Consider the following 20,822-nt stretch of genomic DNA (forward strand, 5'->3'; position numbering starts at 1 on the left):
ATTATTTATTTCGTTTCCCCGTCTTCAGTCGTCTTCACCTTCGTTTTATCTTTATCACGATTGTTATAGTTATATTTAGAAGGTTCTACTGGTGTAAATCCTTCTGGTGTGTAGAATCGTAATAAGTCACCGTTAACAACTTGGTCGGAGTATTTTAGTGATTTTTGAACCATTTGTTCATTTTGTTTTATTTCATCTGTAAATTCTACAGGTTTCCCAGTCGCTGTATCATAATATTTGCCGTTAAGTGCTGTAACTGTTGGGCTTACGTAGTTACCGTTACGGAACGGAACGACTTGTTTATGCTCTGGTGATAATAAATCTGACCCGAATTGGACATAATTTTTCGTATCTGTACCTAGTAAGTGTAATAACGTTGGTAGAACGTCAATTTCTCCGCCGTATTGATGTTGTACGCCGCCTTCCATTCCTGGTACGCGAATGATTAAAGGTACACGTTGTAATTGAGCATTTTCAAATGAGTTCATTTCTTTACCCATTATTTGAGACATTGCTGCACTATGATTATCTGAAATGCCGTAATGGTCACCGTACATAACGATAATTGAGTTATCGTATAAACCAGATTGTTTCAAGTAATCAATGAATCCTTTTACAGATTCATCTAAATAGCGTGCTGTTTGGAAGTACGTATCTACTGATGAATCACCTGTTTTAGCTGGTTCAATCGTTGCTTCCGCTTTATCAATCGGATAAGGGAAATGGTTCGATAACGTAATGAACTTCGTATAGAACGGTTGTTTCAACGTTTGTAATAACGGAATTGATTCATTAAAGAACGGTTTATCTTTTAAGCCATAGTTTACTACATCTTTTTCATTCATATCATAGTATGACGCATCAAAGAATTTATTAAAACCAAATGATTTATAAATTTCATCACGGTTCCAGAACGTTTTGTAGTTACCGTGGAACACTGCTGATGTGTATCCTTGTTGACCTAAAATAGCTGGTGCTGATTGATACGTGTTATGAGCTTTATTTGTAAAAACAGATCCTTGTGGTAATCCAAACATTGAGTTCTCTAACATGAACTCCGCATCAGATGTTTTACCCTGTCCTGTTTGATGGAAGAAGTTATCAAAGTATAACGTATTCGCATCTTTTGTAAATGAGTTTAAGAATGGTGTAACTTCTTGGCCATTTAGCTTGTAGTTTAGTAAAAAGTTTTGGAATGACTCTAAATGAATATAAATTACGTTCATTCCTTTTCCTTTACCGAAATACTCAGGATTTGGACTTGCATAAGTTGATGTAAGATAGTTTCTAACTTCTGTCATATTATCTCCATCCGCTAATGCTCGTTCTGTTGATGCTTTCGCACTTTGAATACCATCATAAATCGTGAAATTGTACGCCCCTAAATATTTCACGATATAATTGCGGTCAAATGTTCTTGTTAACAATTCAGGACGGTCAGATTCTGCCAGACCTAAGTTAACGCTAAAGAATAAAATACCTGCTACAAATACTAGAGATAATTTATGCTTCGCAACACGGATTGGTTTAGGATTTACAAATTTCGTTGCGACTAAAACAATTAAAATGATTGTATCTAAGAAATATAGTGGATCATATAAGTGTAGCAATGCAAAAATACTACCACCTAAATCTCCAAAGTTATTCGATTGTGTTAATGTCGGGAACGTAATAAAGTCGCTGAAAAAGCGATAATATACTACGTTTGCGTATAAAAGTATAGACATTAGCAAATTAATAATAATTAACCAAATGTAAGCTCGTTTCCCTTTTGCGAATAATGCGAGCCCTAAAAATAGAACTGCTGAGCTTAACGGGTTGAAAAACAGTAAAAACTTTTGGATTGTGTTCGATATCCCTAAATTAAATTCTGTCACATATGCTGCATATGTTTTTAACCAAAGTAAAATAACGGCAAATACGAAAAATCCAAAATGATTACTTAATACTCGTTTACTCTTTAATAAAAATTGTTGCATCTCTCCACCTCTTTTGATCATCCAAGGCTTATTTTGTATAAGTCTGTCTCTCTATTTGATTTTTCTTCTTCAGATAGATTTTATTTGTTTAACTATATGAAGAATATTAGTAATTATAATTTGTAGCTTTTATTTATTCAACTATTTCTTTTTAAACATTTTGACCTTGGTTTCTATTTAACAAAATACATTTGTAACATTTCCTGTTTTTTCCCAAGGCTCATCCACTAATTATGACTCCACAAACTATAATCCTTTATTTCCTCATTTGCAAACTAATCTATCTCCAATTTTGGTACATATTTCACATAAGAAAAAGTGTAGTTTGAAGTAATTGCTCAAACTACACTTTTCCTACAATCTTATCCTTTATAACTAACTTCCTCCTATTTCAGGAGTATTTTCCGTTACTTTATTCGTCCCTTCCAATGTAAAAAAACATTGCTTCATCATTTCAGGGTTTCTCCACGCTTCAAAAATTTCTTACCATCGCTAATGTTATTTTTGAATAATTATTCATTTCAGTCCCCCCTTTATTTAAATGAAAAGATTGTATTTCTTTTCAACAAAACCCCCGCTCTCATAAAAGAGAGCGGGGGTTTTAATCATTCATTATTGACCTTTGTACATTGCATCAACTTGTTTTTGAAGTTCTTCATTTTCTAAGAACTCATCATACGTTGCTACCTTATCAACTACACCGTTTGGCGTTACTTCGATAATACGGTTTGCAATTGTTTGTACGAACTGATGGTCATGAGAAGTGAATAGTAATGTTCCTTTAAATGTGATTAAACCGTTGTTTAATGCTGTAATAGACTCAAGGTCTAAATGGTTCGTTGGATCATCTAATGTTAATACGTTTGCACCGCTTAACATCATTTTAGATAACATACAACGAACTTTTTCTCCTCCAGATAAAACAGAAACGTTTTTCTTTACTTCTTCACCAGAGAATAGCATACGGCCTAAGAAACCACGTAAGAAACTTTCTGATTCATCTTGTGGAGAGAACTGACGTAACCAATCAATTAAAGTGTAATCACTGTTCTCGAAGTACTCAGAGTTATCTCTTGGGAAATGAGCTTGAGATGTTGTTACACCCCATTTGAATGAACCGCTATCTGGCTCCATTTCACCCATAAGAATTTTAAATAATGTTGTCATTGCAATATCGTTACGGCCGATAAATGCAACTTTATCACCTTTATTTAAAGTGAAGTTCACATTATCTAATACTTTTTCTCCGTCGATTGTTTTAGAAATACCTTCAACCGTTAATAAGTCATTTCCTACTTCACGCTCTGGTGTGAAACCAACGAACGGATAACGACGTGATGACGGTCTAATATCATCTAATGTAATTTTATCTAATAATTTTTTACGAGAAGTTGCTTGCTTCGCTTTAGATGCGTTTGAGCTAAAGCGCGCAATAAAGTTTTGTAACTCTTTTACTTTCTCTTCTTTTTTCTTGTTAGAATCTTGCGTTAGTTTTAATGCTAATTGGCTTGACTCATACCAGAAGTCATAGTTACCAACGTATAATTGAATTTTACCGAAATCAAGATCAGCCATGTGCGTACATACTTTATTTAAGAAGTGACGGTCATGGGATACAACGATAACTGTATTTTCAAAGTTCATTAAGAAGTTTTCTAACCATTGAATCGCCTTTAAGTCCAAATGGTTGGTAGGCTCATCTAGTAATAGAATGTCAGGTTGACCGAATAAAGCTTGAGCAAGTAATACTTTTACTTTCTCTGCTCCTGTTAATTCAGACATCTTTTTATCATGAATATCTTCACCGATACCTAATCCTTTTAGAAGGATTGCAGCTTCTGACTCAGCTTCCCAACCGTTTAGCTCAGCGAACTCACCTTCAAGTTCTGCAGCACGCATGCCATCTTCATCACTAAAGTCTTCTTTCATGTAAATTGCATTTTTCTCTTGCATTACTTTATAAAGACGTGTGTGACCCATCATTACTGTTTCTAGTGCAGGGAACTCTTCATATTCGAAGTGATTCTGTTTTAATACTGCTAGACGCTCACCTGGCGTAATATGTATGTCACCTGTTGATTGGTCAACTTCTCCAGATAAAATCTTTAGAAATGTTGATTTACCAGCACCGTTTGCTCCAATTAAACCGTAGCAATTACCTGGCGTGAATTTTATGTTAACATCTTCAAATAATTTGCGATCCGCGAAACGCAAACTAACGTTACTTACTGTAATCATTTGTGTCCTCCTACTAATACCGCTTATTTCAGCATTTTCTCACCGATTGTCCTAAAAAATCGCATATTACGACTCAATTATTGTAGACTATAGCTATTATATAGTAGAAGCTGGATGAATAGCAACGATTGATTACTTTTATAGTGTGGTTATTATATTGATTTACTAGCTAATACAGCGTTTTAAAGAAATGTTATTTACATAATACTAGTTAAACTCCATACACAGTGAATAAAAATTGGTGCTAGTAATGAATTTTTTTCGGTATACATAACTAGTAACAATACTCGAAACAAACGGAAACACACGATATTCCATTGGGATATTATGTATTAAAAAAAAGAGAATATAAATGAATCGGTCATTTCGTTATACAAATTAATATCAAAAAGATATTCACACAACCTCAAGAATATAATTGCCCCAACAAAACTTAAAATACCATACAATAAACGAATGATCTGGTTGTTCCCCATAAACCACTCCTACTGCAAAAAAGAGCGTGGATATTTTCCGCATCTCCCTAACTATATTTCACCATATATTAGAAAGTGTTTTTCCGTTTATTCGCAAACGTTCTTCACTCTGTTTTTCAATAAAAAACTGTAGAGAACACACTCTCTACAGTTTTTTTATTACTTCGTATCAATTATTTTCTTTTTATAACTTTGTATTTTACTCGTTAACCCTATTAAAGCTGGTAATAAAATTGGCATAACAATTAAAGCTAGTAGTATAAGGGCAATGCCAACAACTAATGCCACTTGTATTAGCGTTAATACACCTGAAGGAATTAACGCTGCAAATGTCCCGCCTAAAATAAGTGCCGCTGATAATACGACTCCTCCTATATGACGAGATGCATTTACAATTTTCGTTACTGAATCCCCTTCTAGCTCATTGTATCGCATCATTATGAAAATGCTATAATCCACTCCTAAAGCGACAATCATAATGAAGCTAAAGAATGGAACATTCCAGCTTAATGACTCTACGTTTAATACATGTGCACTAATTTGTTCACTAATACCAAGCGATGCAAAGTACGCTAAAATTAACGATCCAATGATAAAGATTGAGTTTAAGAATGAACGTGTGATCACGATTAAAACAAGCGTAATACCAATTAACATAATCGTAGCAGTACGTAAGAAATCTTGCCCGGTTACTTCTTTTAAATCAACGTTTCTAGCTGTTGTCCCTCCAATTGCTTTTTTCGTACTTTTTATTTCAGTTCCATTTAAAGTACCATCTATTGTTTTATTAATCTCCTGAATGATTGGCATCGCTTCTTTTGAATACGGATTTACATCTAAAATGATTGTCATTTTAGTAGTTTTTCTATCATGTGACATGTACGTATTCAAAGCTTTTTGGAAATCTTCTCCCTCTAAAACTTCTTTTGGGATATAAAATTTCTCAGAACTTTTTGATTCATTAAGCTCGCCTAAATATTTTTGAGCATCCCCTAGACCGTTACTTACTTTGCCTAAACCTTCTGTACTTTTAGATAAGCCTGATTGTAATTGCCCCATCTTTTCTTGCAAATCCTTAAGCCCAGTTAATAACTGTCCTTGCCCATCATTTATTTTCGTTAAACCGGATTTTAACTCAGCTGATTTGTTTGCAATTTGTTTTGAACCTGTGGCTCCTTCATTTAATCCATCTTCCAGCTCACCAGCGCCTTTTTGTAATTGTGTAACGCCATTATTCATTTCTTTTAAACCTTTATCTACTTTCAGTAACGACTGATTCGCTTCTTTAAATGAACCCATTGCTGCTTTATGCTGCGTTGCTAATTGATTTAATTCATTTGAAAGTACACTTAATTGCTTCTGAGCTTCCTTTGCAATTCCTAATGTTTGCTGAATGTTAGGATCATTTGCTAATTCTGGTTTAGTTTGAATGAAATTGTTCATTAACATTTCAATTTGTTCGTATCCTTTTTTCGCACCATCAATCGCTTGAGAAATACTTCCGAAATATTGATTGTAAGAACTTAAACCTTTTTCTAGCTGAGCATAACCAGCATGAAGTTGCGAAGTTGCATTAGATAACACATTTATATTTTCGTTTAATAAAGCTAACCCACTCTCAATTTGCTTCGCTCCTTGTGCTCCATCGTTTATTCCATTCGATAATTGATTTAAAGCTGTTCCTAATGCCGATACCCCATTTTTCGCCTCGTTCGTTCCATCAATTAACTTTTGAACATTCGCAAGACTATTTGAGTCATTACCACCCATTTTATTTTTAGCATCCGTTAAACCATCATTAATTTCTTTTATGCCACCATTGGCATCTCCTAATCCTGTATTTAGTTCTCCTGCTTGTTTGTTTAAATATAATTCTTTTATCTTTTCACCGGTTGGACGCGTCGGTGAATATACTTCTGAAACTCCTTTAACTTTCGAGATTTTATCAGTTAGTTCATCTAAAGTTTGTAGAGAAGTCGCCTCATCTAACTTTTTATCCGATTGAATGACTAACGTACTTGGTGAAGAAAAACCAGGCGAAAAATGCTCTTCTATTACGTTAATCCCCATTTTTGATTCATATTTATTATCCACTTCAAATAAATCATTGTAATTAAGCGTGTTAGAATATTTTAATACGAAAGGAATCGATATCACTAATACAATAATTAAAGCGATAAATGGTCTTGCTACTGAATTTTTCGCAAAGAATCCCCATAAACGACTATCCTCATGTCCTTTAAATGTTTTAACTGGATAAAACATTCCTTTTCCTAATAGCACCATGAAAAATGGATTTAAAGTGGTTAATACGAGTAGTAATACTGCGACACCAATTGCTACCGCTGAAGTAGATTGATATAATTTAAAACTTGCTAAAGCAAGTGCAGCAAAACCAATTAGCACTGCAATTCCGCTATATAAAACGGTTTTACCTGCTGATTTAAATGTTTCTTTCGTAGCTAAATATGCATTTTCTTGTTTACTTAATTCTTCTTTAAACCTCGTATATAATAAAATGTTATAATCTGTTCCCACTCCAAACAGTACGACAACTACAAATACTTGCGTAAAGTTAGAAAACGGAAAATTAAATTGATCTACAAGATGAGAAATAATCCCCATTGAGACTAAATACGATACACCAACTGTAAGAAGAGAAACAATCGGAACAACTGGTGAACGGAATACAATGATTAATACTACAAGAATGAAAATGATTGAAATAACTTCTGTCTTTTTCACTCCCTCTTGAGAGGATGTAAGAAAATCACCCGCTATTAAATCACTTCCTGTTAAGTACGTTTTAACTCCTTTCGGTTTAATTTTATTATGAAGTACATTTGCAACTTTTGATATTTCACCATGTTTTTTGTCTACCGATATTTGCGTTAAAATAGTCGTATTATCTTTAGAAACTAATTGTTTCTCAAGATCTTTATTATCTAAATGTGAAACTACTTCCTTAATTCCCAATTGCTCTTTTTCATTTTGTAAAGCGTTGATTGTTTTTGTTATTTCCTCTTTTTGTTCCTTCGTTAAAGCGTTTTTATCTCCACTATTAAAAACGGCTATAATTTCATACTTTTGAGCCCCTTCTTTATCCATCTCTTTTATCATTTTGTCAGCAATACTGCTTTGTTCTGTATTAGGAATCGTAATTTGCCCTTTTTCTTTCACTAATTTATCCATATTAGGCATCGTTACGACCATTGTAATAGTAATAACTATCCATAATAGAAAAGATAAACTTCTCCAACTTTTTAACTTGCTCATATTAATCATCTCCCACTTTTAGAGGTTTACGTTTCCTTCGGAATGAATATTCATTCCTATTATTTGAAAACTATCATTTTGGAATGAACGTTCATTCCTATTAAATTATTTTATAAACGCTATTAAACTACTCTTACCAGAATGAATATTCATTCCTTTAGCTATACAAACATATCATCTCCTATTTTCATATCTATTTAGGAATGAATGTTCATTCCTATCCTTATAAAGCTATAGAATCAAATGATTCTAATAGCATTCCAAGAGCTTTCTTCCAATTCTTTTACTAATTCTTTTGAGTATTCTAATTGCCCTGTCGCCATTACTTTTGTTAATTTTTCAAGCGGCTGATATACAATAATAATTAAAGCAACTGGAGGTAATGGACGAAGAAGGCCTTTTTCAATCCCACCCTCTATAATATTCATAAAGAATCCTATAAAGTCGTCAAATATTTTCTTACTCTGTTCATCAAGAAAATAACTATCACAGTGAGAATTTGTAAAAAGAAAAGCATCCACATTGTTTCTCGCAAATTCAAATAAACGATTATACGTATGACTAAATTGTTCACGAATATTTGCTTCAACAGGAAAATCTGTTTTTATTGTTTCAGATAGTTGTAACATACTTTCTGAAAATAATGAGTTAACGAGTGCCTCTTTATTTTCAAAATAGCGATAAATAGTACCAGCGCCGACATTAGCTTTTTCAGCGATCATCGGAATCGTCGTACCATCGTAACCTCGCTCTGCGAAAAGTTGCATCGCAGCATCAAAAATATCCTCTTGTTTATTTTTAGCCACTTTTCCCACCTCAATTTCCAGGAATGAAAATTCATTCCGTTTTTAATTATAAATTACATGGGTTAAAAGTCAAGTGTGCGACAAAGTAATGTAGCATTTTTATATCCCATGATTGTGAATAAAATTATATCAGCGATTTTCAAGATATATCGACTCACCGACAAAAACTGACAACGATTAGAGAAAGCTGTACCAAAATTTCTTTTGGAGACAGCTCGATTTCATATTTCCAAATTAAAAGAAATCATATATAAATGCTTCACGCACCGGTACTACATTTTCAAATACTCGTATCTCCTCTTCGCTTCCACTAATTAATTCCAGTTCATTTAGTTCTAATGGGCGCTTGTAGCCAAACATTATTGTAGATAGCGCATTAATATCCAGCCTAATTCCTTTATCTATTGTTTCTTCTTTCATAATTGTTATTTCATGATTTGCAAGTCTCACTGATACGTTATTCCACGGAGCAAATGAATCTGTAATCTGTAAGATCACTTCTTGCTGCGCATTGTTCCAATTAAACTCATATTGCTTTAAAAACTGCTCCACATCTACAATTCTACCCATAAAATATGGTTTAATTTCTGCCTTCACTCGTGGCTCTTGCAATGTGTAAAGAAGTGGTTCTGTCTCACTTAGTATCATTTCTAGATCTTTTATCATAGAATCATGTTGGCAAATGAAATTCCAAAGGCCATTTCTCGCTTCATTATGTAATGGGACAAATTCGTCTACTGTCATTTTAGAATTCTCTATTTTGTATAAAATGTAACCAGCTGCATTCTTATTTTCATCATAGTAAACTGCCAATGTTAATTCATGATATACCGCTTGTAGCCACCATTTAGACCCTCGAACTAACATACCAGAAAAACGTTCTGCAAATGTTTCATAGATCTTCTCGACCTCTTCTGGGTGATTTTCTTTATTGAATCGTTTCACAGTACCATTCACTTGTTTTTTCATAACTAAATCGCTCTTCGTCATATGACATGTAAGGCGATTCGCACAAAGTTCCCAGCCGTATTTACGGTAAAATGAAACGGCAAATGGATGTAGCATCGATACACTATATCCATCTTTTTTCATCGTTTGAAGGGAGTGCTGAAGCAACTCTTTTACATATCCGCTTCTTCTAAACTCTGGATACGTCGCTACCCCTGCAACGCCGCCCATTTTAAACTTTTCTTTTCCTATGTAAGTATGAAACGGAATAAGATGCAGTTTTGCCGCTAACTCTTCACCTTCCATAATGCCGTATATTTGATGACTTTCCTTCATTCGTGTAATTTTCTGCTCTACCGATTCTTCATTTGCTTTATATTGAAAAGCATATTCTGATAAACGTAATGCTTCTCTAAACTTATCTTCTTTTAATTGTATAACGTTCATATATTTCTCCTCCATTCCTTGTTTGAATTGTACCATAATTCTTAATATTCCAGTACAGTGAATGAAATTATATCGACGCTTCGACAAAGAATATCGACACCTATCTTATATAAAAAAGCAGATACATTACGCATCTGCCTCTCATCAATTTATTTAGCTAATATTTGAAGCTCTTCAAAAAATGTAGGATACGATACACCTACTGCTTCTGCATCTTCAATTGTTGTTTCTCCTTCAGCAATGCAGCCAGCAATCGCAAGCATCATTCCAATGCGGTGATCACCGTGACTATGTACTGTAGTTCCTTTTAGCTTCGATTTACCGTAAATAATCATTCCATCGTCGGTCGCTTCAATGCGAGCTCCTAGTTTCGTTAGTTCAGCAACGACTGTATCGATACGATTCGTTTCTTTCACTTTTAGCTCGTGTGCATCTTTAATGACTGTAATTCCGTCTGCTTGTGTTGCTGCTAAGGCGATAATTGGAATTTCATCGATTAGTCTCGGAATAATATCCCCGCCGATTTCGATTCCTTTCAGTGACGATGTTTCAATTGTAATGTTTGCAGCTGGCTCTGATGCACCTTCGTTAATTGGCTCCCCAGTAAACGTAGCCCCCATTTTCTCAAGAACATCAATAATACCTGTACGAGTCGGATTCATTCCTACATTTTGTAATAATAGTTTACTATTTGGAATAATTGCACCTGCTACTAAGAAAAATGCCGCAGATGATACATCACCCGGAACTTGAACGTCTGTTCCTTTTAGATTTTGTCCACCAGCTAGTTTTACAGTTTTCCCTTCGCGAGTTACTGTAACGCCAAACGCCTCAAGCATTCTTTCTGTATGATCACGCGAAACGTGAGGTTCTGTAACAGTTGTTACACCTTCAGCACGAAGGCCTGCAAGTAAAATAGCTGATTTCACTTGTGCACTTGCGACAGGTGAAGCATATTGGATCGCTTTTAAATCTCCTCCGCGTATTGTTAGCGGCGTAAACGTTCCTTCTTCTCGGCCATCAATTTTTGCGCCCATTTGCTTTAGTGGAGTTGTTACACGTTGCATCGGTCTCTTCGCAATTGAAGCATCACCTTGCACGCAAGAAAAGAATGGTGTGTTTGCAAGTATTCCTGACATTAATCGAATCGTTGTACCAGAATTACCAACATCTAATACAGCTTTTGGCTCTTGTAAACCTTCTAATCCTTTTCCAATTACCGTAACTTCGTCTTCATTTTGCGTAATCTCTACTCCCATTTCTTTAAAACAAGAAATCGTACTTAAACAATCCGCACCAGGAAGAAATCCTTTAATTGTTGTTTGTCCATCTGCAATTGCGCCAAACATGACAGCGCGATGCGAAATTGATTTATCACCTGGGATTGTAATTGTTCCATTCAATCCATTAGTTACAGGTTGTATTTTTGTTCCCTTCACGTTCTCACCCTCTTTTTAAATTGTTTCATACGTTTGGTATTCTTCTTTTCCTAGCGCCAGCTTTGCCTGCATGCGGTCTTCTTCTCTTTGGAAGCTAATTCTAAGCACTCCAAGTAATCCTTCGCGTGCTTCTAAAATTTGCAAGTTTGTAATGCTAATTTCTTCTTCTGCTAAAATACTCGTAATATGAGCTAAAGCCCCTACTTTATCTAAAACATCGACGTATAAGTCGTGATAGGCAGGAATTGCGCCCCTCTTTCGCACCGGTAAAGAATCACGGTATTCTTTTGCATCAGCAAAATAGTTTTGTATTTCACCTGCATCTCCTTTAGAAACCGTCTTATATAACTCTTCCATTTCTGAGATCCATTCTTCTAATAGTTCCAATAAATGTCTGCGATTTTGTTTTACGATATCACTCCACATTTTCGGACTACTTGATGCAATGCGTGTTATATCTTTAAATCCACCTGCCGCCAGTTGATGAATAAGCGGGTTATCCCCTGCATGTTTCTCAACTTGTTTTACTAATCCTGCTGCGATAAGATGCGGAAAATGACTAACAATGCCAGTTACATAATCGTGTTCTTTTGTATTTAAAACGAGAAAATGCGATCCGGTTCCTTTTAGCCATTCTTTTAGCTCATCTACTTGATCAGCCTGCACGTGATTCATTGGCGTTAAAATGTAAAATGCGTTTTCGAAAAGGTGCGCCTTTGCACTTTCGACACCAGTTTTATGAGAACCTGCCATCGGATGTCCACCGATAAAAGAAACTTTCTTTGATAATAAAGCTTCCGCTTCATTCATAATTGTCCCTTTCGTACTTCCTACATCGGTAACAATAACATCTTCTCGTAAATGAAATGATGCAAGTTTGTGTAATAACTTTTTCGTTTCTTCAACTGGAGAGGCAAAAACAATTAAATGTGCCTCCTCACATGCACTCTGTAAATCTACTGCTACTTCATCAACTACATGTAATTCTTTTGCGCGCTCTACTTGCTCTTTAAATATGTCATAGCCGGTAATCGTTACATCGTGCTCTTTTTTTATCGCTAATGCAAGTGAGCCTCCTATTAATCCTGTTCCAATTAATACTACCTTTTTACACATTTGCCTCATCTCGAGACTTACTTTTTTTATTTTCAAAGTGTTGTTTTAACACTGAAATCACTCCCTCATTTTGTTCCCTTGTTCCAATTGTAATGCGCACGCCATTTGGAAACGGACGAATAATAAAACCAGCGTGCGCGCAAGACTCATAAATTTCTCCAGCATCATCTACTGGTAAGAAGATAAAGTTCGTTTGCGACGGATAAAACGGGATTTCATTTTCTGTACAAAAACTTTCGTACTGGTGTAATCCCTCTTTATTAACACGTACTATTTCCTCAATAAACGCTTCATCACTAAAGGCAATCGTTGCCGCTTTTTGCGCTAATGAAGATACGTTAAATGGCAAACGGACAACATTTAATTTCTCAATTAACTCTTCCTGTCCAATTGCATATCCGACGCGGAAAGAAGCTAATCCGTATGCTTTAGAAAATGTTCTAAGTACAAGAATGTTTTTATGCTTTTCCAGAAGAGGTAATATCTCTGGAAAATCTTTTGCTGTTACGTATTCATAGTACGCTTCATCAATGACAATTAACGTATTTTCACTAATACCTTCAATAAATCGAGTCAATTTTCGCTCATTAACATATGTACCTGTCGGATTATTCGGATTACAAATCCATACGATTTTTGTATGTTCATCAACTGCTGAAGAAACTTCGTCTAGATCATATACACCGTTATTTAAAGGAACTTCTTTCACTTTACATCCTTCAATAACCGCATGATGACGATATTGAGGGAATGTCATGCCAGCAGTTACGATATTATCTCCTTTACAGAGCACTGCACGGCTTATCATTTGAATGATTTCATCGAGCCCACTACCACAAAGCACTTGTTCCATTTGCACTTGTAATTTCTCTGCAATCGTTTGACGGAGCGTTGTAGCTCCGCCATCTGGATACAATGCATGTTCCTGCCACGATTTTTGTAATTCTCCTAAAACACGAGGTGAACAGCCAAATGGATTTTCATTTGATGCTAACTTAACAAATGAATGATTCCCGTATACTTCTTTCATTTGCTCTGGTGATTTACCTGGTTTATACGGTTGTAATGATGATAGTTGATCTTTTACTCGCATGTTAACCCCGCCTTTTCATTAAAATTCTTTTGCGTATTTGTTATGTTGCGTAATGTTTTGCTTTAGTAATTCCATGCGGTCTTTTCCGAATTGTTCGACTAGTGCATCTGCAAGTTCCCATGCAACAACCGCTTCAGCTACAACACCTGCTGCAGGTACTGCACAGCTATCAGATCTTTCAATACTCGCTTGGAACGCTTCTTTCGTATCAATATCTACGCTTGCTAACGGTTTATATAATGTAGGAATTGGCTTCATTACACCTCTTACTACAATTGGCATACCTGTTGTCATACCACCTTCTAAACCACCCGCATTATTTGTTTTTCTCGTGTATCCTTTTTCTTCATCCCATATAATTTCATCGTGCACTTTACTTCCCGGCTGTCTTGCCGCTTCAAAACCAATTCCGATTTCAGCACCTTTAAACGCATTCACGCTCATAATAGCCCCGGCAAGTTTTGCATCTAATTTACGGTCGTAATGAACATAGCTACCAACTCCAATTGGCATACCTTCTGCAATTACCTCAACAATACCACCGATTGAATCTCCGCTACTTTTCGCATCATCAATCGCATCCATCATCTCTTGTTCTACTTCTTTATCTAAACATCGAACAGGTGAGTTTTCAGTAATCGTTTGAATTTCTTCTATCGGCAACTGAGTAATAGGCTTCGCTTTTACACCGCCAATTTCAAGAACATGTCCTGCAATTTCCACACCTAGTTCTTTCAAAATTTGTTTCGCAACTGCACCAGCCGCAACTCTAACAGTCGTTTCTCTTGCAGAAGAGCGCTCTAATACGTTTCTTATATCACGATGACCGTATTTAATTGCCCCGTTTAAATCCGCATGTCCTGGACGTGGTTTTGTAATCGTACGCTTCATTTCTTTACTTTCTTGCTCTGAAATTGGTTCTGCGCCCATTACTTTCGTCCAATGTTTGAAATCATCATTTTTTACGATTAACGTAATCGGTGAACCGAGTGTCATCCCGTGACGTACACCACTTACAATTTCAACAGTATCTGTTTCAATTTGCATGCGTCTTCCGCGCCCATGCCCTTTTTGTCTTCTTAATAATTCTTTATTAATATGTTCCGCTGTTAATGTTAAACCTGCTGGTACACCTTCTAAAATAACTGTTAACTGCGGACCATGTGATTCTCCAGCTGTAATGTATCTCATTTCTCTTGCCCCTTTATTATTTTTTTGTACAAAAAAGTCCCTACTGAGCGCTCAGTAGGGACGATGTTTATCGCGGTACCACCCTAGTTGTAGACTTATCTCGTCTACCTCTCTTCTGCTTTAACGATCGTTTGACCGTCCTTCCCTTCAAAAGTTGGCGGGAAAGATGCTCCAAGGCTGTAATTCATGCTTATCTTTGTACTGATTTACACCGACCATCAGCTCTCTTTAACAGTGAGATAAGCACTACTGTTTTCCTCTTCAGCGCATATATGATATGGAATTAAGATAATTTATTTTTGAAACCTTTTAACTCATCCATGAATCTATGGAATTCTGGAATGTCCATTTGTTGCGCAGAATCTGATAACGCAACTGCTGGATCCGGATGTACTTCCGCCATTACTGCATCTGCTCCAATTGCAAGTGCCGCTTTTGCTGTTGGTAATAATAAATCTCTACGCCCTGTTGAATGTGTTACGTCTACGATAACTGGTAAATGTGTTTCTTTCTTTAAAATCGGTACTGCTGAAATATCTAATGTGTTACGTGTCGCTCTTTCGTATGTGCGAATACCACGCTCACAAAGAATAATTTGATCATTACCTTGTGCAATAATGTATTCCGCTGCATTAATGAACTCATCAATTGTTGCTGCTAAACCACGTTTTAATAATACTGGCTTGTTAACCTTACCTACAGCTCGTAGTAAATCGAAGTTTTGCATGTTACGTGCTCCAACTTGAATTACATCAACGTATTCTAGCGCCATTTCTACGTCATTCGGATTTAAAATTTCACTAATAATTGCTAAGTCAAACTCATCTGCTACTTGGCGTAAAATTTGTAAACCTTCTACTCCCAAACCTTGGAAATCGTATGGAGATGTTCTCGGTTTGAAAGCGCCGCCGCGCATTAATTTAAGCCCTTGATCTTTCATCGCTTGCCCTACTTGGCGAACTTGCTCTAAGCTTTCTACTGCACAAGGTCCCATAATGAACGTTTGTGTTCCGTTCCCTATCAATTCACCTTTAACATTAACAATTGTATTTTCTTTTTTCTTTTTACGTGAAACTAGTAATGCTTTACGGTTATCATCTTCTTGCAGTTCTAAGCTAGCTTTGAAAATCGTTTTGAAAATATGTTGAACCGTTGACGTTTCGAATGGTCCTTCGTTATGCTCTGCAAGCATATCAAGTACTTCACGCTCACGTACTGGATCAAAGCGTTTCGTACCTTGTACTTGTTTTTGCTCCCCGATTTTTTGAACAATTTCACCTCGTTTGTTTAAAAGGTGTAGTAATTGTAAGTTAATTTCATCTACCTGTTTACGTAATTGATCTAATTCATGATTTGCCATTTGGAAATCCTCCTCTAATGTTTTAAAAGTATAGTAAGAGAATGAAAAATTCTCTATTTTCTGAACTGGTTAATTATACAAATTTAAAGTGGAATCGATACCTCTTCTTATTTTAAACTAATAATTAGTACAAAGACACTATCTACTAGTTAAAAAAACACTTTTTTGTACAAAAAAGCCCTACTGAATAAATCAGTAGGGACGATATTTATCGCGGTACCACCCTAGTTGTAGACTTCTTTCGTCTACCTCTCTTCATTGTTAACGATCAATATGACCGTCTTTCCCTTCATAAAGACAATACTATCTTTACTACGAAAAAGATGCTCCAGGACTGTAATTCGCTCTTGTTTTTGTACTGGTTCGCACCAACCACCAGCTCTCTGTTACAGGGAAACAACAACTACTGCTTTTCCTTTCAACGCATGACTATTTTATTTTCAAGTTGGACCACTAAAATACAAAAAGTCCCTACTGAATAAATCAGTAGGGACGATATTTATCGCGGTACCACCCTAGTTGTAGACTAACTTTCCGTCTACCTCTCTTCACTGTTAACGATCAATTGACCGCTTTTTCTTCATAAAGACAATACTATCTTTACTATGAAAAAGATGCTCCAAGACTGTAATTCATGATTATCCCTGTACTGGTTCACACCAACCACCAGCTCTCTGTTACAGTAAGACTAACCACTACTGTGATCTCTTCATTGCACTTTGTTTATTCAAATGTTTTTGAAATTGAATAAGTATGATTCGTATTATAGAACGCTTTTCAAAACACTGTCAATAACTTTTTATTTTTTTTGAAAAAATTCCACTTCTGCCCTATAATTCCCCTTGTAAATTCCCCATTACAATTCCGATACGAATCATCTCATTTTCAATTAAGTTTAATACATGTTTTTCTACTTCATACTGGATTAATAGTTCTTTTATTTGTATGATTTCATTTTCAAGTAAATCAGCTTCTTGACGTGTTTGAAGTAAAATGAAAAACACATTTGCATACTGTTCTTTATACGCTTTCATGCTATCCTTCTTTTCAAGCATCTCAATAAATAACTGTTTCATTTCCTCTTGATTGCATTGCCCTTCTACACCTAGAAATTTACTCGAAATAATACAAAGCCCTTTTTCTAAAATCTCATCCATACATAATACAATACGTAAAAGCATCATATATTCTCTCGTTGATATTACGCCCATTTTCGGACGTTCTCTTAAAAATACATGTAGCCACGCTGTCCAAAATTTTTGTTGTTCTTTTCCGCTTAACGTTTTTACGTAGTAGCATACATACTGCATAAATTTAATTTTATTCTCTTCGTTTTCTTGCATTAAAAGTGGATATAACCAATCTGTTTTTTGCTCCCAATACAGCACACATTTAATAAATACAAAACTAAGCCATTTTAAAAACGCTTCTCTCGTATATGGATGTAGCAGCTCTAAATGCTCTACCGCATATTTAATATATCTCTTCATCTCTGTAAATAAAGGTAAATTAATTTGCGTATAACATAATCCCGCCCACGCATACTTGGTCAACTCATTTTCTTTCTTTAAATCTAAGTAAGGTAATACATATTTTCGGCACCATTGCTTCTCAATATGGTATAAAAACGTAATATCTGCTGTTAAACGGGCTAACATAAAGTTCGTTCTTTCCGAAGTAACCCTTACCTGTTCCTCAAATAAAAATAAATATTCATACACATTACGATCATATAAGTGATCGTATGATAACAGTTTTAGTAATACAGCGGTCATCTTCCCAACAGGATGCTGTATAGACTCATTGTAAAACTCTTGTTTTCCAATTTTAAAATCCGTTTCCCCTCTCATAACTTGTGGAAATACTGAAAAAGCAAAGCGTTTTATAACCCGTATACTATTCTCTTCTAGCTCTTCTAATCGATTGCTAATTTCATATAGAAAACTACTAATTAACCAATGAAAAGTAGTATTTCTAACAAACTTCTGCAATAACGGAATGATCCTTTGAATCTGCTCACTCGTTAAATTCCTATTATTTCTCCACTCTCTAATACAAACAAACCAAACTTCATTACTAATTTCATGTACGCCTACTAGTTGATAAGCAAACGAAATACTCCACTCTACATTTAATTTACATGCTTTTGATAACATCTCTACAAAATGACGTTGTTCAAAAACACCATCTTGAGAGAACTGCCGAACTTGCTTCATTATTTCATCGTCTTTCAGCTGTAGTAATCCATCAGCTGTTACATTACAAGTTATGCTTTGTTCAATATATTCTTTCTTTGGAACACTGTATCGATCAGAAGAAAAATGAGGGTGCTTCTGTTTCATTAATTCATATCCTTCTATCGTGCATCGACTATTCGAATCACATGCAAATAATGTATCTAGAACGAGACAAGCATCAAACGCCCTCTCTTCTGCAAGATGTTCTAATACAGTTCGAATAATTTCCTCTTTTGTTTCTTCTAAAACATCTGCATAATAATTCTTTAAAAGTTGAAACACTTCATGTTTATATGTGACATCTAGCAGAAGACCTTCATGTAGTAACCACTTCAGTTTGGCATCCGCAGTAACGAATACATTTTTACTCATTGCTTCAATCGCAATTCGCTTTTGAAGTACACTATCTGTTTCTATCATTTCTGTAATATAATAATTCGCTTTTTTCTCATTGTTTTCACATAAATATGTAAGACACTCTTTTACAATTTGAATTAAAAACGTAAAATCATTTTGCTGTAACTCCTGCTCTGAAATTTCTCTATCTCTTCTTTTCAGTGCATTTTGTCTTAATGACAATAGTTGTATTTTTTCTAACCCCGTAACCATAATTGGATTTGCGTAGTAAGTAATATGTGGTCTCATTTTCTCTTTCCAAATTCGCTCCACATGAGAAAAAATAGGCATTGGTATACGACTCGATTCCTCGAGTTCAATCGACTCTTGCGTATCATTTCCCCATCTTCTTACACGCTTCAATTTTAGTTTTCCATCTAAAATAAACGTTAACAACAACAAGCCAATTTCTTTATGCTCAGGGAAAGAACATTTTTGCAATAAGTATGAAATCATTTCAATAGAGCTACTATCTTTTTCTGCCGTTTCTAATACAAGCAATGTCCATTTTGCAAATAACAAAGGATCCATTGTTTCCTTCGTTTCGTTCAAATAAGTACAAATTGTTCGCCACAATAACGGGGATATTTTAGAGTGATTTTTAAAAATCAATTGAAATAGTTCTTTTTGATGACTAAATAGAAATTGCTCCACTAACCATTCTGCAAGCAATTCATCTACTTCATCATAATTTGCTGTAAGCAAAAATAAATTTCGTAATTTCCCTTCCGCTTCAAGCCATTCTACCCATTCGTAATCACGAGCAAATTCAACGAAGTACCGAACGGTTTCAATTTTTTTTATTGACTGTTTTATATAGGATAATTGCTCCTGCTCCACTGATGGAGGTACGGTTACAATATCACGAATACGCATTCTTTTCGTAATATAATTATCCCCCATTAATTCCGCCCACCGCTTCACCGCTTTCACAAGTGCCTGATGATTATTTGCTTTATTCGGATACACAATCGGTCTTATCCCTAAATGCTCCCAATGATATGTATTATCCCCTTGTGCGACGAAAGCATAACGCCTTGTACTCGGTGGTAAGCCTGTTGCTAAATATTTCATTACAGGATCATTATGACTATACCCAACGAATAAAACAGTGTAATTTGAAAATAAATCAACTAAAAATCGTCTCGCCCATCCTTCTGTTAAGTAAGCCCTTCCAAAATCACCATCCGTTAAAATTAAAGCTTCTTTCTCTTGTTCTATATTCCCATGTATGTAAGCCAACCCTTTAAACGCTCTCCCTGTCGGTAAAGCAGGTGCATAATAAATATTCAGCTCTCTATTCATTTCTGTAATTACAGACGTAAAATGTTGATCAAAGTTTGTCGTTACAATTCGAACATCCGTATCTAACGGAAACAACCTTGGAATTGCGTAGTGTAATGGATTTGGTTTTGATTTTTCTATATTGACGAGGTCTCTTGCAACTTGATGCACATCTTTCGTTTTCGCAATTTTACCGAGATAATAATCGTGGGGTTCTGTCATCTCACGCCTTTCGACATATAAAGCTTTCGAAATTTCATCAACTAAATCATCGAAATTCGGTAAGTTTGATTTCCCCTTCATAGAAACTCCTGCTCCAACGAATAATACTAACTTCCCTTGTTCAAGGTGATCGATTAACTCATCTGGAATTTCTACTTCTGAAGTAATCCACATCCCGGATTCCCCCTTACCTAAAAATATCATACGCTCTCATTTTACTATAACATTTTTTAGTTGTTTTTTTAATATTTAGACAAAATTTCAATGTGATAAAGTTTTATATAAATTAAACCGTTCCAATGTATGAACTCCTG

11 protein-coding genes, 1 pseudogene and 3 other annotated features are annotated in these 20,822 nt (G+C 35.3%); all 12 genes and pseudogenes read right to left on the minus strand.

Annotated features, from left to right (window positions below; all coding sequences use genetic code 11):
- Window positions 1-5: 5 nt before the first annotated feature.
- Window positions 6-1,979 (minus strand): LTA synthase family protein, encoded by a 1,974-nt coding sequence (locus MHB76_RS14015; RefSeq protein ID WP_078174301.1) that lies wholly within the window; start codon window positions 1,977-1,979, stop codon window positions 6-8.
- 378 nt (window positions 1,980-2,357) lie between these two features.
- Window positions 2,358-2,432: pseudogene (locus MHB76_RS14020) on the minus strand (ATPase); the annotation flags it as partial.
- 159 nt (window positions 2,433-2,591) lie between these two features.
- Window positions 2,592-4,217, minus strand: a complete 1,626-nt coding sequence (locus MHB76_RS14025) for an ABC-F family ATP-binding cassette domain-containing protein (protein WP_002110450.1) — start codon at window positions 4,215-4,217, stop codon at window positions 2,592-2,594.
- 635 nt (window positions 4,218-4,852) lie between these two features.
- Window positions 4,853-7,969: an MMPL family transporter gene (locus tag MHB76_RS14030; RefSeq protein ID WP_078174300.1), complete on the minus strand. Its 3,117-nt coding sequence runs from the start codon at window positions 7,967-7,969 to the stop codon at window positions 4,853-4,855.
- A 239-nt stretch (window positions 7,970-8,208) separates the two neighbouring features.
- Window positions 8,209-8,775, minus strand: a complete 567-nt coding sequence (locus MHB76_RS14035) for a TetR/AcrR family transcriptional regulator (RefSeq protein ID WP_016105167.1) — start codon at window positions 8,773-8,775, stop codon at window positions 8,209-8,211.
- A 234-nt stretch (window positions 8,776-9,009) separates the two neighbouring features.
- Window positions 9,010-10,170: a GNAT family N-acetyltransferase gene (locus MHB76_RS14040; RefSeq protein WP_340986865.1), complete on the minus strand. Its 1,161-nt coding sequence runs from the start codon at window positions 10,168-10,170 to the stop codon at window positions 9,010-9,012.
- A 149-nt stretch (window positions 10,171-10,319) separates the two neighbouring features.
- The gene (gene aroA / locus MHB76_RS14045; protein WP_078174297.1) at window positions 10,320-11,609 is read right to left on the minus strand and encodes a 3-phosphoshikimate 1-carboxyvinyltransferase; all 1,290 of its coding nucleotides are present in this window, start codon (window positions 11,607-11,609) and stop codon (window positions 10,320-10,322) included.
- 15 nt (window positions 11,610-11,624) lie between these two features.
- Window positions 11,625-12,725, minus strand: a complete 1,101-nt coding sequence (tyrA, locus tag MHB76_RS14050; protein ID WP_078174296.1) for a prephenate dehydrogenase — start codon at window positions 12,723-12,725, stop codon at window positions 11,625-11,627.
- Complete coding sequence (gene hisC, locus MHB76_RS14055; RefSeq protein WP_078174295.1) at window positions 12,718-13,818, minus strand: histidinol-phosphate transaminase; 1,101 nt, start codon at window positions 13,816-13,818, stop codon at window positions 12,718-12,720. Before hisC ends, tyrA begins: the two co-directional genes overlap by 8 nt.
- Window positions 13,819-13,836: 18 nt before the next feature.
- Entirely contained in the window at window positions 13,837-15,009 is a 1,173-nt protein-coding gene (aroC, locus tag MHB76_RS14060; RefSeq protein ID WP_002161402.1) for a chorismate synthase, read from the minus strand.
- Window positions 15,010-15,062: 53 nt separating this feature from the next.
- Window positions 15,063-15,283: a binding site (T-box leader), on the minus strand.
- A 9-nt stretch (window positions 15,284-15,292) separates the two neighbouring features.
- Window positions 15,293-16,369 (minus strand): bifunctional 3-deoxy-7-phosphoheptulonate synthase/chorismate mutase, encoded by a 1,077-nt coding sequence (locus MHB76_RS14065; RefSeq protein ID WP_002161401.1) that lies wholly within the window; start codon window positions 16,367-16,369, stop codon window positions 15,293-15,295.
- 194 nt (window positions 16,370-16,563) lie between these two features.
- Window positions 16,564-16,800: a binding site (T-box leader), on the minus strand.
- A gap of 54 nt (window positions 16,801-16,854) precedes the next feature.
- Window positions 16,855-17,091: a binding site (T-box leader), on the minus strand.
- Between the two features lie 108 nt (window positions 17,092-17,199).
- Entirely contained in the window at window positions 17,200-20,712 is a 3,513-nt protein-coding gene (locus MHB76_RS14070; RefSeq protein ID WP_033710950.1) for a DUF4020 domain-containing protein, read from the minus strand.
- Between the last annotated feature and the right edge of the window lie 110 nt (window positions 20,713-20,822).

It is taken from the genome of Bacillus sp. FSL M7-1345, assembly GCF_038006985.1.
In the GTDB taxonomy this organism is placed as follows: Bacteria; Bacillota; Bacilli; order Bacillales; family Bacillaceae_G; genus Bacillus_A; species Bacillus_A cereus_U.